Source organism: Rhodoferax saidenbachensis, assembly GCF_001955715.1.
Taxonomy (GTDB): domain Bacteria; phylum Pseudomonadota; class Gammaproteobacteria; order Burkholderiales; family Burkholderiaceae_C; genus Allorhodoferax; species Allorhodoferax saidenbachensis.
On the sequence record NZ_CP019239.1, the window covers coordinates 2,428,557 to 2,442,611 of the forward strand.

The 14,055-nt window shown below is 61.8% G+C and carries 13 protein-coding genes; 7 read left to right on the plus strand and 6 right to left on the minus strand.

Features of this window, described 5'->3' with window-relative positions; genetic code table 11:
* Positions 1 to 6 precede the first annotated feature (6 nt).
* The 5 genes from RS694_RS11660 (at position 7) to RS694_RS11680 (ending at position 4,851) form a co-directional block, all read left to right on the plus strand.
* Entirely contained in the window at positions 7 to 747 is a 741-nt protein-coding gene (locus tag RS694_RS11660) for an amino acid ABC transporter ATP-binding protein (protein ID WP_029706475.1), read from the plus strand.
* A 58-nt stretch (positions 748 to 805) separates the two neighbouring features.
* Positions 806 to 1,600 carry a transporter substrate-binding domain-containing protein gene (locus tag RS694_RS11665; RefSeq protein WP_029706476.1) on the plus strand — a complete coding sequence of 265 codons (795 nt, stop codon included), beginning with the start codon at positions 806 to 808 and terminating at the stop codon, positions 1,598 to 1,600.
* 48 nt (positions 1,601 to 1,648) lie between these two features.
* Positions 1,649 to 2,191: a VOC family protein gene (locus RS694_RS11670; RefSeq protein WP_029706477.1), complete on the plus strand. Its 543-nt coding sequence runs from the start codon at positions 1,649 to 1,651 to the stop codon at positions 2,189 to 2,191.
* Positions 2,192 to 2,263: 72 nt separating this feature from the next.
* On the plus strand, positions 2,264 to 3,541 hold the full coding sequence (locus RS694_RS11675) for a ribulose-bisphosphate carboxylase large subunit family protein (RefSeq protein ID WP_029706478.1): 1,278 nt from the start codon (positions 2,264 to 2,266) through the stop codon (positions 3,539 to 3,541).
* Positions 3,538 to 4,851 (plus strand): four-carbon acid sugar kinase family protein, encoded by a 1,314-nt coding sequence (locus tag RS694_RS11680; RefSeq protein ID WP_076069619.1) that lies wholly within the window; start codon positions 3,538 to 3,540, stop codon positions 4,849 to 4,851. Before RS694_RS11675 ends, RS694_RS11680 begins: the two co-directional genes overlap by 4 nt.
* A gap of 275 nt (positions 4,852 to 5,126) precedes the next feature.
* Here RS694_RS11680 and RS694_RS11685 read toward each other — a convergent pair whose 3' ends face one another.
* The 3 genes from RS694_RS11685 to RS694_RS11690 form a co-directional block, all read right to left on the minus strand.
* Positions 5,127 to 6,368 (minus strand): hypothetical protein, encoded by a 1,242-nt coding sequence (locus RS694_RS11685; RefSeq protein ID WP_029708934.1) that lies wholly within the window; start codon positions 6,366 to 6,368, stop codon positions 5,127 to 5,129.
* 397 nt (positions 6,369 to 6,765) lie between these two features.
* Positions 6,766 to 6,936 (minus strand): hypothetical protein, encoded by a 171-nt coding sequence (locus tag RS694_RS20495; protein ID WP_156876173.1) that lies wholly within the window; start codon positions 6,934 to 6,936, stop codon positions 6,766 to 6,768.
* A gap of 41 nt (positions 6,937 to 6,977) precedes the next feature.
* Positions 6,978 to 7,625 carry a TetR/AcrR family transcriptional regulator gene (locus tag RS694_RS11690; protein ID WP_029708935.1) on the minus strand — a complete coding sequence of 216 codons (648 nt, stop codon included), beginning with the start codon at positions 7,623 to 7,625 and terminating at the stop codon, positions 6,978 to 6,980.
* A 113-nt stretch (positions 7,626 to 7,738) separates the two neighbouring features.
* On the opposite strand from RS694_RS11690, the gene RS694_RS11695 reads away from it, so the two are divergent.
* Positions 7,739 to 8,680, plus strand: a complete 942-nt coding sequence (locus RS694_RS11695; protein ID WP_206538115.1) for an SMP-30/gluconolactonase/LRE family protein — start codon at positions 7,739 to 7,741, stop codon at positions 8,678 to 8,680.
* 39 nt (positions 8,681 to 8,719) lie between these two features.
* Positions 8,720 to 9,727, plus strand: coding sequence for a TRAP transporter substrate-binding protein (locus RS694_RS11700; RefSeq protein ID WP_029708937.1), 1,008 nt, complete (start codon positions 8,720 to 8,722; stop codon positions 9,725 to 9,727).
* A 118-nt stretch (positions 9,728 to 9,845) separates the two neighbouring features.
* Here RS694_RS11700 and lpdA read toward each other — a convergent pair whose 3' ends face one another.
* The 3 genes from lpdA to aceF all read right to left on the minus strand — a co-directional run bounded on the left by lpdA (position 9,846) and on the right by aceF (position 14,049).
* Positions 9,846 to 11,690, minus strand: coding sequence for a dihydrolipoyl dehydrogenase (gene lpdA / locus RS694_RS11705; RefSeq protein WP_029708938.1), 1,845 nt, complete (start codon positions 11,688 to 11,690; stop codon positions 9,846 to 9,848).
* 64 nt (positions 11,691 to 11,754) lie between these two features.
* On the minus strand, positions 11,755 to 12,351 hold the full coding sequence (locus RS694_RS11710; RefSeq protein WP_029708939.1) for an Ntn hydrolase family protein: 597 nt from the start codon (positions 12,349 to 12,351) through the stop codon (positions 11,755 to 11,757).
* A 12-nt stretch (positions 12,352 to 12,363) separates the two neighbouring features.
* Entirely contained in the window at positions 12,364 to 14,049 is a 1,686-nt protein-coding gene (gene aceF / locus RS694_RS11715; RefSeq protein ID WP_029708940.1) for a dihydrolipoyllysine-residue acetyltransferase, read from the minus strand.
* Positions 14,050 to 14,055: the final 6 nt, after the last annotated feature.

Genomic DNA, 14,055 nt, shown 5'->3' on the forward strand with positions numbered 1-14,055 from the left:
GTCACCATGAACCCCACTGAGTACCCCATTGTTGAACTCAAGGACGTCCACAAAAGCTTTGGCAACGTCAAGGTCCTCAAAGGCGTGTCCTTCGCCATTCCCAAAGGCCAGGTCGTTGCCATCATCGGCAAAAGTGGCTCGGGCAAAAGTACCGCGCTGCGCTGCATCGACCGGCTGGAGATCATCGACAGCGGCACCATCCAGGTCTGCGACCACGCGGTGCATTCGCCCAGTGTGAACCTGCGCCAGTTGCGCCAGGACGTGGGCATCGTGTTCCAGAGTTACAACCTGTTTCCGCATCTGACGGTGGAACAGAACATCACCCTCGCCCCCAAGGCCGTGAAGAACCTGTCCGCCGCCGAGGCGCGCGAGATTGCCGCCCGCACGCTCAAGCAAGTGGGCCTGGCGGACAAGGCGCAGGCCTACCCCGAGCAACTCTCAGGCGGCCAGCAGCAGCGCGTGGCGATTGCCCGCTCGCTGGCCATGGAGCCGGAGGTGATGCTGTTTGACGAAGTGACTTCGGCCCTGGACCCGCAACTCACCGGTGAGGTGCTGCGCGTGATCGAGTCGCTGGCCGAAGGCGGCATGACCATGGTGCTGGTCACCCACGAAATGGACTTTGCCGCCCGCGTGGCCGACACCATCATCTACATGCACGAGGGCAAGGTCTGGGAGACCGGCTCTGGCGACATGCTCAAGAACCCGCAGACCCCCGAGCTGCGCGATTTCCTTTCCCACGGACTCTGATCCGACGCTTTCACTTGTATTTCTGCTTGCATTTCAACAACCACTAGGAGACAACACCATGAACTATTCCCTCATCCTTCGCCGCACCCTGCTGGCCGCCAGCGCTGCCGCACTGTGCATGCCCGCCATGGCCGAGCTGGTCGACATCAAGGCCGCCGGCAAGCTGCGCGTCGGCATTGACTTTGGCGCACCGTTCTACGGTTTTGTGGACGACAAGATGAAGCCTGTGGGCTCCGACGTGGAAGCCGCCGAGCTGATGGCCAAAGACTTGGGCCTGCAACTGGAGATCGTGAACACCACCAACTCCGCACGCATCCCCAACCTGCTGTCCAACAAGGTCGACCTGATCATCTCGTCGCTCTCCATCACGCCAGAGCGCCAAAAGGCTGTGGACTTCTCCATCCCCTACGGCGCCATCCAGGCCGCAGTGGGCGCACCCAAGAGCCTGAAGCTCACCAGCATTGAAGACCTGGCTGGCAAGACCGTGGCCGTGACCCGCGGTGGCCCACAAGACAAGATCGTGACCGAGCGCGCGCCACAAGCCAAGGTCGTGCGTTTTGACGACGAAGCCGCCTCCATCACCGCAGCTGCTACCGGCCAGGCCGACATCGTGGCCATCACGCCACCGATCATTGCCGCCATCGCCAAGAAGAACCCCGCGCGCGAGTTTGAAACCAAGTTCATCCTGCAGTCCTACCAGCTGGGTGTGGCCATGCGCAAGGACCAGCCTGAGCTGATGAAGGCCGTGAACGGCTGGATCAAGACCAACCTGGCCAACGGCAAGCTCAACACCATCCACCTGAAATACGCCGGTGTGCCCATCCCCAAAGAAATCATCGACGGCGCGAAGTAATTCCACCCGCACGTCACCACCTTTGCCCCCTCACCTAAGGAAATTCTCATGAGCCGTCATTTCGGCGCCATCCGCCAGCTTGGCTACGTGGTCCACGATATCGAAGCCGCCATGGACTATTGGAGCCGCACGCTGGGCGTGGGCCCCTGGTTCTACAACCCCAAGGTTCCGATCGTGAACTACCAGTACCGCGGTGAGGCCCATGAGCCGCACAACTCGGTGGCGCTGGCCAACTCGGGCTATGTGCAGGTCGAACTGATCCAGACGCGCAACGACGTGCCGTCCATGTACCGCGACTTCCTGCAGGCCGGTCGCACCGGACTGCAGCACGTCGCCTACTGGACCAGCGACTACGACGCCGACCTGGCGCGGCTGACGGCCGAGGGTTTCAAGACGGTGATGAGTGGTGAGGTGGGCGAAAAAGGCCGCTTCGTCTACTTCGACACCGAGTACCACCCCGGTACGGTGATCGAGTTGTCGGAAGTGGCGGGCCCCAAGGGCCGCATGTTCGACCTGATCCGTGCGGAATCGGAAACCTGGGACGGGAAGACCGACCCGGTGCGCCCCTTCCCCGACCTCTCGAAGATCTGATTTTTCAAGCCAAATAGCCTGCTTGCGCCCGTCTTGCGTGCGCAAGCAGCTATGTAATTTATAGCAAGCAGCATGTCCCCAAACCGTTTTGAAGCCACCTACCTGATAGAGACCCCGCTGGACCCGGCCCACGTGGCCGAAGTGCTGGCAGGTGAACAATCGTGTGGCACCTTCACCCGGGTGGAGGGCGAGACCGACGCGCTGCGCGAACGCGCCCGCGCCACGGTCGAATCGGTCGAGCTGCTGGAGGTGGCGCCCGCTCCCTCCCTGCCCAACGGCTGGATGCAGCGGCGCGGCATGTTTGACAAACCCCAGACCTGGCAGCGCGCCCGGCTGCGCGTGAGTTTCCCGTGCGACAACATTGGCCCCAACCTGCCCACGCTGGCCGCCACGGTGTCGGGCAACCTGTACGACCTGGGCGAAGTCACCGGCCTGCGGCTGGAGTCCATGAAACTGCCCAGCGCCTACCGCGCGCAGTTCGACATGCCCCGCCACGGTATCCGCGGCACACGTGCGTTGACCGGGGTGCAAGGCCGCCCGCTGATCGGCACCATCATCAAACCCAACGTCGGTTTGTCTGCTGAAGAAACCGGCGACCTGGCCGGCCGCCTGTGCGCCGCCGGGGTGGACTTCATCAAGGACGACGAGGTCTGCGCCAACCCGGTGCACGCACCGCTGGCCGACCGCGTGCGCTCCGTCATGCGCCGTGTGCGCGCCCACCAGGACAAGACCGGCAAGCTGGTGATGGTGGCCTTCAACATCACCGACGAGACAGATGCCATGCGCCGCCACGCCGACCTGATTGCCGCCGAGGGTGGCAGTTGCGTGATGGTCAGCCTGAACTGGTGTGGTTACTCCAGCGTGCAAACCCTGCGCCGCCACACCCCGCTGGCCCTGCATGGCCACCGCAACGGCTACGGTGCGCTGTCGCGCCACCCGCTGCTGGGCTTCTCGTTCAACGCCTGGCAGACGCTGTGGCGCCTGGCCGGTGTGGACCATATGCACGTGCACGGCCTGCAAGGCAAGTTTTCGCAGACCGACGAAGAAGTCATCGAGTCGGCGCATGACACGCTGGCACCGCTGTGTGAAGGCCTGGACGACCGCGTGTTGCCCGCCTTCTCCAACGGCCAGTGGGCCGGCACCGTGCCCGCCACCTGGGACAGCATCCGCTCCAACGACCTATTGTTCATGTCCGGCGGCGGCATCCTGGCCCACCCCGACGGCCCCGCTGCGGGCGTGGCCAGCCTGCAGCAGGCCTGGGATGCGGTGCAAAAGGGCGAGACCCTGGCACAACGCGCCACCCAAGCCTCCGAGCTGCGCCGCGCGATCGAATTCTTCGGTAAAAAATGACAGCGCCTTTGTTCGGCTGGTACGGCGACGACTTCACTGGCGCCACCGACACCCTGGCCGTGCTGGCCCAGGCCGGCCTGCGTTCCATGCTGTTTATGGGTGTGCCCAGCAGCGAGGCCCTGGCCGCCGCCGGGTCACTGGACGCCGTGGGCATCGCAGGCGCCGCACGCGCCATGCCGCCGGATGCCATGCGGACCGAGATGTCGGCCATTGGCCGTTTCTTTCAGCAGGTCGCGCCCCCGGTGCTGCACTACAAGGTGTGCTCCACCTTCGACAGCGCCCCGCATGTCGGCAACATCGCTTGCGGACTCCAGACCCTGCACCCGTTTGTGGACCACCGCTGGGTGCCCATCGTCGGCGGACAGCCCAGCCTGGGCCGCTACTGCGCATTCAGCAACCTGTTTGCCGCCGCAGGCACAGGCGGGGCCGTGCACCGCATCGACCGCCACCCCACCATGCGCCAGCACCCGGTCACCCCCATGGGCGAGGCTGACCTGCGCCTGCATATCGCGCTGCAAGGGCTGGAGGGCATCACCGCCCTGCACTACCCGCAGTACGACACCAGCGCCGACACGCTGGACGCCACGGTGCGCACTTTGCTGGACAGCGATGCACCACTGATTCCTACGCTGCTGGACCTGACTGCGCAAGCGCAACTGGCCACCGTGGGCCGCCTGTTGTGGCAACAGGCCCAACAGGCCCGGCTGCTGGCCGTAGGCTCCAGCGCCGTCGCACAGGCTTTAGTGGCGTACTGGGCCAAGCCCATACCCGCCGTGCCTTCCACACTGGCACCGGCCCACAGCCCGGTCTTCGCGTGGGCCGGAAGCCTCTCGCCATTGACCGCCGCCCAAGTGCAGGCCGCCACCGATTACCAGCGCATCCCCGTGGACGCCCAGCGCCTGGCTGGCGATCCGGCGTATGTGCAAACCGTGCAGGACGCCATTTGCGCCGGACTGCAAAACGGCCAGCATGTGCTGGCTTACACGGGCCCCACCGATGGCAAGGCCGCAAACATCGCATCCGCGGCCAACGTCGCGCAGGCCAGCGCCGACCTGGTGGCTCGCGTGGTGCAAGCCCAGACCGACCACGGCACGCCGCTGCGGCGCATTGGTATTGCCGGCGGCGACACGTCCAGCCACGCCGTGCAGGCCCTGCAACTGTGGGGGCTGTCCTACCAGGCCACCCTGTGCCCCGGCGTCACCCTGAGCCGCGCCCACAGCCCCCACCCCGCCCGCCACGGGCTGGAACTGATGCTCAAGGGCGGGCAGATGGGCGGGACGGATTTGTTTGCGCGGTTGCTGGGCCAATAGCAGAAATACAAGTAAAAAGGCCACGCAGCCCTTATGGGGACTGCGCAACCAGCTATTGAATCAATAGCGTTTTGACAAAAGCCGGTTTGGACGTGCTTAAGGTATTTTTGTCGTGCGATAGACCAAACACTGCCTCATTGGCCACTGTGCCGAGTACTGAGACCTCAGGTACGAGGATGTCAAACGTGCGCTTGGCCATAGCTGTTATGTGGACATCGCTGAAACGCAGCAATCAAACATGATGTTCACTCCGAGAGTTGAAATCAGTCAGTGTTTCAGCGTGGAGCTTTGTAAGCGCGGCATTGCACCACGTCGAAGCCGCGCTCATTCCATGCCTTCACGTTGGGGAAATATGGATCCCTGCAGGCAACGAAAATGAAACGCCCTCCTGCATAGGCGCCAGATGGTCCTGGTTCAAAATAGCCATGCTGGCCGGGATTGGCCTGGGCCCGGATGTTGGTTGAATCCCAGAACTGACTTTCAGTGCCACATTCACCACCGATTCTTCCACCAACTGTGCATCGGAACAGGTTGATCGCGTAGCCACACGTGTTTGAGGCGTAATAGCGTTCCGCTTTGGCAGAGACGGAGAACTTGACGCATTCATTGACCGTTTCTTGGTAGTTGAACTGGTCGATTTGCTCACCCTGAGCACTAAGGCCATTACCATCAACTCTGCCTGAACCGCCACCAACACCAGCGCCCGAAGGGGCATTTCCCTGCAACACCGACCCGAGCGCTTGCAGCTGTGCCGCGTTCTTGGCGCCTGCGGCTGCCGCCCCTTGCAACACCGCGCCGACAACTGCCAGCGGGTTGTCAGAACCATCAGCTGCATGCGCTTGCCGCTTCTCAGCCAGAATGCGTTGCTTTTCTTCGCGGTTTTTCTGCTCAATATCCTTTTCGATTTGTTCCAAACGTTGGCTTAATGCCAGCCTATGGGCTTCGTTGGCAGCTTTTGCTTGTTTGACAAGAATCACACTCTTTTCTGCCGCCAGGTCTTCAATGGCGACTTGCTCGGCACCTACGAAAGCGATGCGCTCATCGTGCAAGGCCCTGCAACTGGGAATGCCCAAACATTCTGCAAGCGTACGAGGATCCTCGTCATAACTGTCGCTCGTGACGACATAGCGAATGTCACCCGAAGGAATGGCGTAGCGGAAATAGGCACGGTCAAGCTTTCCGGGTTCGACTTTTTTCCAGTGCAGCGAAGCCGGATTGCCGTCCAGAATTTCCGTGAGATGGCCCGTCCCGCTGATGAAGTTGCCTTCACATTTGCCTGACCACTCATATGAAAACCGCTTCATGACTTCATCGTAGAGCGACTTTAAGTGGTCTTCCTGCGCCGCCTCGGTCGAGCCGAGTCGACGGTTGACAAACTTGCAACCACTGCCGGTTGTGGAAATAAAAGGAACGGTAACGCTGGCAGCTTCAGCGCTCTTGATAGCGCTGGCAAAAATCAGGAAAACTGCACCGATAACAACGCTGCACAGCCACTTGCTGCAATGACGCTCCGACATCACGCCCTCCAGAGAAAAAGTGGTGACTTTAATTATCCATGCTTGCTCATCGGAGCAGATGAACGGCAAAGTGAGCGATACCTATGCGAGGTGAGCCCTTCTTTCGTTGAGATGGAGACTTTAACATCACACTTTGGTTGTATCTACGCGGTGCTTACGCAGCAACTCATGCCGATCAGTCAGACATAAAAATCCCGAACCGGTGAGGGTTCAGGCCTTGTCGGGAGTTTGGTCTACTTCAGCGCTGGGGGCATATCAGTGCAAGTACCGTGCACCACTTCCGCAACCAGGCAAATTATCTCGCCCAGAGTGAGGCTAGCGGATGGTTTGCGATATCTAGGGCAACTGAGGTGGGTTAAAGGTAGCGGGCACCCGCCGAACCGCGCTGACTGCGGGCTTATTTTTTGGGTGCAGGCACCGTTTTTCTGGCGCTGGTTGCCGGCTTCTTTTGCCGGAACTTGGCGGCGGCCTCCGCCAGCTTGCGCTTGCGTTCCTCGCTAATCCGATCGAGCTCTTTCTGCCCGCCGGCCTTGTTCATGTTGGGATCTTTACCGAAAACGCCTGCCATAGTGAGTGCTCCTTCGGGCCAGTCTAACTGACGGCGCTGACTCAGCGCATTTCGCAGGCGAAGCGCAGCACCACGTCGGTCGCTAATACACACGTGGCGTCCAGCTGCGCCGTGTCGCTCAGGTCATTTTGAAAAATCTGACCAAAGGTGTGGCGATTGGACGCATTGAAGAAACCCAGGGACACCATGATGCGGTGCAACTCCAGGGCCGTGACCTGGCGCCGAAAGACGCCGCTGGCCTGGCCGGCTGCCAACACCGCTGCTGTGCGTGCCAGCGCATCCGACCCGCTGCGCAGCGCATCCGACTGCCGAAGAAGACGTGCGCCGTGCTGGTTTTCAATGTTGACGAGTCCAACGAACTGCGGGTTCTCCGCGTAGTAGTGGACCCGAAATGCCACCAATTGCTTCAGTGCACGGACAGGGTCGTCATCCAGTTCCAGCGCTTGCTCTGCGGTGCGGATCGAGTGGTACGCGGCCTCCAGTGTGGCCACATAGAGCCCTTCGCGGGATTTGAAATAGTAGTAAATCATGGCCCGCGTGACACCAGACTGGGCCGCAATATCTTCCAGCCGCGCACCACGCAGTCCGTGCAGAACGAACTCCTCGCTGGCGACCGCCAGGATGGCCCCTTGCTGTAAATCGGACTCGGGACGGGTTTGGCGGGAAGGAGGGACTTTGATAGCGGACATGGGTGAAGCCTAGCAGGCGGGGATTAGGCAAACAGCTTGGTGTAAACCCCAGTATGCATATTTAACAACATTGTTAACATACAGAAATTCTATCTCCGAAACCTTCTGCGCCCATGTCTTCTGCACCCGCTTCGCCCATCTCCGTCCCTGCTCTGGTGATGCCTGGAAAAGAGGCGCAAGCGGCCGGCTGGACGTGCGTGGCCTCGGGGCAGGCCCTGCTCGGGGAGACGCCGCTGTGGTGCGAGCACACCCAGTCTTTGCTATGGCTGGATATCGACCAGGCGCGGCTGCACCGCTTGCACCTCGCAACAGGACGGCGCGACGATTACGCCTTCGATGCCGAGTTCGTCGGATGCCTGGCGTTGCGCACGCCCGGGCAGGTGATGCTGGCGCTCGACCTGGCGCTCCATCTGTTTGACCTGGGGACGGGTGAACTGACTTTTTTGGCCCAGATCGAGCCGGTCGGCTCGGGCACCCGGCTCAATGACGGGCGCTGCGACAACCAGGGGCGCTTCTGGGTAACCACCATGGACAACCAGCTCGCGCGCCCCGTGGGCAGTGTCTACCGTGTGGATTCCTCAGGCCACGTCGAACGCATGTTCGGCGATGTGGTGGTGGGCAACACGATCTCTTTTGCGCCGGATGTGCGCACGATGTATTTTTCCGATACGCGGGGTTTCGTCACCTATGCCTTTGACGTGGACCCGGTCGCCGGTGCGCTGTCGCAGCGCCGCGTCTTCGCGGACTACCGCGACACCCGCGAACGGCCAGATGGTGCCTGCGTGGATGCAGAGGGCGGCATCTGGATTGCGATGTTTGGCGGCGCCTGCATTCGGCGTTACCTGCCAGATGGCACGCTGGAGCGTGAGATTCCGGTGCCAGCGAGCAACCCCACCTGCATGTGCTTCGGCGGGCCGGACTGGCGCACGCTGTACGTCACCACCGCACGCAAATTTCTATCGCCAGAGCAACTGGCGCAGCAACCGCTGGCGGGCAGCGTGCTGGCCATGCAGGTCGATATCCCGGGATTGCCCGAAAGGCGCTTCGGGCGCTAGGGCCTGTTCACCGAATTACTTCCAACAACAGGAGACACCATGAACTTTCGATCACTCATCATTGCAGCCGCCTGCGCTTTGGCGCTGGGCAGTGCTTCGGCACAGATCCAGGAGCGCACGATCCGCTTCGGCCATGTCGTGCAGCCTGGCGCACCCGTTCCCCTGGGCGTGCAGAAGTTTGCCGAGCTGGTGGCCGCGCGCAGCGGCGGCAAAATCAAGATCCAGGAATATGGCGGCGGCACCTTGGGCGGAGAAGCCCAGCAACTCAGCGCCGTACAAGGCGGCATCCAGGACATGACGCAACTCTCGGCCACCATCATGGGCGGTGCGGTCCGCGAGTTCACCTTGCTGGACATCCCCTTCTCGTTCTCGAAAGCCGAGCAAGTGGACGCGCTCTTGGCGGGCCCTTTCGGACAGGCACTGGAAGCCAAGCTTCCTGAAAAGGGCTTGATCGGTCTGGGCTTCTGGGAAACGGGTTTTCGGAACTTCACCAACAGCCGTCGCCCCATTGTCCAGCTGGAGGACCTCAAAGGCTTGAAGATCCGGGTGATACCCAACCCGATGTTCATGAAGGCCTTCGACGCCATTGGCACCAGCCCTGTCCCGATGGCTTTTCCGGAGCTGTATGGCGCGCTGGAATCGCGCGCCATGGATGCCCAGGACAATCCTTCGGCCGTCATCCTGAGCAGCCGCTTTTATGAAGTCCAGAAATACCTGAGCATCAGCAACCACGTCTACACCGCCAACCCCGTGGCGATCAGCAAGAAGCTCTGGGACCGACTCTCGGCAGAGGAGCAGAAGATCATCCGCGACAGCGCCCTGGAAGCAGGCGTCTACCAGCGCAAGGTCAGCCGTGAGGCGGAGGCCGCTGCACGCAAAGAGTTGGTAGCCAAAGGCATGCAGATGAACGAAGTCCCGGCTTCGACGCTGGCACGCATGCGCGAGTTGTCTCAGCCGCCCATTGAAGTGTTGATCACTAGCTACGACCCAACGCTGGTGAAGCTGTACAAGAGCGAGATCGAGCGCGTGCGCGCCAACATCAAGTAAGTGGGCTTCTAGATTGTCTGGCAGTCTGGCATCTAGCAAAAACAAGTAAAAAGGCCGCGCAGCCCTTATGGGGACTGCGCGGCCAGCTATTGAATCAATATCGTTTATCGGCCCGGTATCACTTGCGTACCGGCGGCATGTCCGTGCAACTACCGTGCGCTACTTCCGCAGCCAGGCCAATGGTTTCACCCAGCGTGGGGTGCGGGTGGATGGTCTTACCGATGTCGACTGCATCTGCGCCCATCTCGATGGCCAGTGCGATTTCACCAATCATGTCGCCCGCGTGCGTGCCCACCATGCCGCCGCCCAGGATCTTGCCGTGGCCGTGTGCTTCGGGGCTGTCATCGAACAGCAGTTTGGTGACGCCTTCGTCGCGGCCATTGGCCAGTGCGCGGGCCGATGCGGTCCACGGGAACAGGCCCTTCTTGACCTTGATGCCTTGGGCCTTGGCCTGGTCTTCGGTGAGTCCCACCCAGGCGACTTCGGGGTCGGTGTAGGCGACGCTGGGGATCACGCGGGCGTTGAAGGCTGCTGCTGCCAGCTCCTTGTTGCCCTGCAGTTCGCCCGCAATGACTTCAGCGGCCACATGGCCTTCGTGTACGGCCTTGTGCGCCAGCATGGGCTGGCCCACGATGTCGCCGATGGCGAAGATGTGGGGCACGTTGGTGCGCATCTGGATGTCGACGTTGATGAAGCCGCGGTCGGTCACGGCCACACCGGCTTTCTCGGCCCCCAACTTCTTGCCGTTGGGCGTGCGGCCCACGGCTTGCAGCACCAGGTCGTAGGTCTGCGGCGCGGGGGCGGTGCCGCCCTCTTCCGCTGCGGCAAACGTGACCTCAATACCGGCCGGGGTGGCCTTGGCGCCCACGGTTTTGGTCTTGAGCATGATGTTGTCAAAACGCGGTGCGTTCATTTTTTGCCAGATCTTGACCAGGTCGCGGTCGGCGCCCTGCATCAGGCCGTCCATCATTTCGACCACGTCCAGGCGCGAACCCAGCGTGCTGTAGACGGTGCCCATTTCCAGACCGATGATGCCGCCGCCCAGGATCAGCATGCGCTTGGGCACTTCCTTGAGTTCCAGCGCGCCGGTGCTGTCGACCACACGTGGATCGTCCGGCATGAAAGGCAGACGCACGGCCTGGCTGCCCGCGGCGATGATGGCGCGTTTGAAAGCGATGGTGTGGGTCTTGCCGGTTTTTTCCTGGCCTTTGGCGCCAGTGGTTTCTTCCACCTGCATGTGGTTGGCGCCGACGAATTGGCCCACGCCGCGCACGATGCCGACCTTGCGCATCTTGGCCATGCCGGAGAGGCCGGTGGTGAACTTGGAAATGACTTTTTCCTTGTGGCCGCGCAGCTTGTCAATGTCGAGTACGGGCTTGCCAAAGTCCACGCCCAGCGCAGACATGTGGCTCACTTCGTCCATCACCGATGCCACGTGCAGCAGCGCCTTGGAAGGGATGCAACCCACGTTCAGGCACACGCCGCCCAGCGTGGCGTAACGCTCCACCAGCATGACCTTGAGCCCGAGGTCTGCCGCGCGGAACGCCGCGCTGTAGCCGCCAGGGCCACCGCCCAGCACCAGCACGTCGCAGTCCAGATCGGCCGTACCGGCGAAGCTGGCGGCGGTGGGAGCAGGTGTTGTTGCAACGTCCGTTCGGGCTGAGCTTGTCGAAGCCTTTGCGGGCCCTTCGACAGGCTCAGGGCGAACGGGGGCGGTTGTCGCACCCGCAGCCTCCAGCAGCAGCACAACGCTACCCTCTTTGACCTTGTCGCCGAGCTTGACCTTCAGCTCCTTGACCACGCCGCCCGCGCTGGCGGGGATTTCCATGGAGGCCTTGTCGCTCTCCACGGTGATCAGGCTTTGCTCGGGCTTGATGGTGTCGCCGGGTTTGACCATCAGTTCGATGACAGTGACTTCGGCGAAGTCGCCAATATCGGGGACCTTGATTTCGATGATTGCCATACCGTTCTTTCTAGTCAGTTGGGGTCAGAACACCTTTGCTGCGCAAAGTGGCTTGACCCGCAAGTTATTCCGTTTTGGGTTTCTTCAGCTGGATGGTGAACACTTCCACCGGGCCTGCCGTGTTTTTGTCAAATTCGCAGCCGGCATGCAGGCCGGCCATAGCCACTTCGCGTGCGCTCTTGGCCGTGCCCCAAGCCGCGTGCATGGCGCCCAGTGCAAAACTGCGCCCCGAGCCTATGGCCCAGAACTCCTTGAACTCGAACACCTCGCGGTAGCTGTACAGGCCATAGATGCCGGTTGCATTGGCCACCACCACGCTGAACTGGCTGGACTCGTAGGGGTCGTTGTCGTCTTCCTTGGTCTGCAGGAAAAACGTGTCCTTGAGCACTGGGTGCAGCTTGGTGAAGGTGTCAAACACCTCGTCCTTGCTACCCAGGCGCAACTGCCGCGTGGGCAGCGCACCCATGGCCTTGCGCAGCACCGGAAAGTGCGCCGCAGACCCGGCCAAGCCAACATAACTCAAACCACCAGCGGCTTCGACCCGGAAGATCTTGCTGTTGTCCTCAAACCGGTGGCCCAGGCGGGTGTCGCCAAAGGTCACCAGCGTGTCGGCCGCAATCGCAACCTGCAGGCCCTTCTTCACCACGACGATGGTTGTCATGAGTGCAGAGGTTTAGAGCAGCACGCGGCGGAAATCGCCCAGTATTTGCGCCAAGTACACGTTGAAGCGTGCGGCCGACGCACCATCAATCACGCGGTGGTCCCAGGTGAGCGACAGCGGCAGCATCAGGCGCGGCTGGAAGGCCTTGCCGTCCCACACCGGTTGTGTGGTCGAACGGCACACGCCAAGAATCGCGACTTCGGGTGCGTTGATGATGGGCGTGAAGTAGGTTCCACCAATGCCGCCCAAAGACGAGATCGTGAACGTAGCGCCGGACATTTCTGCCGGGCTCAGTTTGCCGTCGCGCGCCTTCTTGGCCAGCTCGCCCATCTCGGTGCTGATCTGGAAGATGCCTTTTTTGTCCGCATCCTTGATCACCGGAACCATCAGGCCGTTGGGCGTATCGGCGGCAAAACCGATGTGGTAGTACTGCTTGTAGATCAGCGCGTCGCCATCCAGCGAGCTGTTGAACTCGGGGTACTTCTTGAGCGCGGCCACGCAGGCCTTGATCAGGAAAGCCAGCATGGTCACCTTGATGCCCGCCTTTTCGTTTTCCTTGTTGGTCAACACGCGGAAGGCTTCGAGGTCAGTGATGTCGGCGTCGTCGTGGTTGGTGACGGCCGGAATCATGATCGCGTTGCGCAGCAGGTTGGCGCCGCTGATCTTCTTGATGCGCGACATTTCCTTGCGCTCGATCGGACCGAACTTGGCAAAGTCCACCTTGGGCCACGGAATCAAGCCCAGTGCGGCGCCGTCGCCACCTGCGCTGCCCTTGTGCTGCGCAGCGGCGGCCACGGTCTGCACCGCGCCGCTCATGACAGAGCGCGTGAAGGACTGCACGTCAGACTCGGTAATACGGCCCTTGAGGCCACTGCCCTTGACTTCGTTCAGCGGCACGCCCAGCTCGCGGGCGAACTTGCGCACGGAGGGGGATGCGTGTGGCAGGCCCAGCGTTGGTGCGCCGGGGGCGTGCGCGGGAACAGCAACAACATCCGTTCGCCCTGAGCTTGTCGAAGGGCTCGCAGGGGCTTCGACAGGCTCAGCCCGAACGGGGGTAGTTGGCGCGCTTGCTGGGACGGCACTGGGCGCTGCAGCAGCCGAGCCTTCCAGAATCACGACCAGGTCACCGATGTTCACGGTGTCACCGAGCTTGACCTTGATCTCCTTGACCACACCGGCGGTGCTGGACGGGATTTCCATCGAGGCCTTGTCGCTTTCCACTGTGATCAGGCTCTGCTCCACCTTCACGGTGTCGCCGACCTTGACCAGCAGTTCGATAACGGCCACGTCCTTGAAGTCGCCAATGTCGGGCACACGGACTTCCACGGGACCTGACGTTTCCGTTCGCACTGAGCTTGTCGAAGTGCTCGCGGGGGCTTCGACAGGCTCAGCCCGAACGGGTGCGGGTGCAGGCGCGGCCTGCGCAGGTGCAGGGGCCGCACTGGGCGCTACGGCAGCACCTGCCGCCTCCAGCACCAGCACCACCGAGCCTTGCTTGACCTTGTCACCCAGCTTGACCTTGATCTCCTTGACCACGCCAGCCGTACTGGACGGAATTTCCATGGAGGCCTTGTCGCTCTCCACGGTGATCAGGCTTTGCTCCGCTTTCACGGTGTCGCCCACCTTGACCATCAACTCAATCACCGCCACCTCGTCAAGGTCGCCAATGTCCGGGACTTGTACTTCTACGATTGCCATGTTGTT

Coding starts and splice junctions, on each gene's coding strand:
- RS694_RS11670 (WP_029706477.1), top strand. CDS start 1,649: ATGAGCCGTCATTTCGGCGCCATCCGCCAGCTTGGCTACGTGGTCCAC.
- RS694_RS11700 (WP_029708937.1), top strand. CDS start 8,720: ATGAACTTTCGATCACTCATCATTGCAGCCGCCTGCGCTTTGGCGCTG.
- RS694_RS11680 (WP_076069619.1), top strand. CDS start 3,538: ATGACAGCGCCTTTGTTCGGCTGGTACGGCGACGACTTCACTGGCGCC.
- RS694_RS11710 (WP_029708939.1), bottom strand. CDS start 12,351: ATGACAACCATCGTCGTGGTGAAGAAGGGCCTGCAGGTTGCGATTGCG.
- lpdA (WP_029708938.1), bottom strand. CDS start 11,690: ATGGCAATCATCGAAATCAAGGTCCCCGATATTGGCGACTTCGCCGAA.
- RS694_RS11660 (WP_029706475.1), top strand. CDS start 7: ATGAACCCCACTGAGTACCCCATTGTTGAACTCAAGGACGTCCACAAA.
- RS694_RS20495 (WP_156876173.1), bottom strand. CDS start 6,936: ATGGCAGGCGTTTTCGGTAAAGATCCCAACATGAACAAGGCCGGCGGG.
- RS694_RS11665 (WP_029706476.1), top strand. CDS start 806: ATGAACTATTCCCTCATCCTTCGCCGCACCCTGCTGGCCGCCAGCGCT.
- aceF (WP_029708940.1), bottom strand. CDS start 14,049: ATGGCAATCGTAGAAGTACAAGTCCCGGACATTGGCGACCTTGACGAG.
- RS694_RS11690 (WP_029708935.1), bottom strand. CDS start 7,625: ATGTCCGCTATCAAAGTCCCTCCTTCCCGCCAAACCCGTCCCGAGTCC.
- RS694_RS11695 (WP_206538115.1), top strand. CDS start 7,739: ATGTCTTCTGCACCCGCTTCGCCCATCTCCGTCCCTGCTCTGGTGATG.
- RS694_RS11675 (WP_029706478.1), top strand. CDS start 2,264: ATGTCCCCAAACCGTTTTGAAGCCACCTACCTGATAGAGACCCCGCTG.
- RS694_RS11685 (WP_029708934.1), bottom strand. CDS start 6,368: ATGTCGGAGCGTCATTGCAGCAAGTGGCTGTGCAGCGTTGTTATCGGT.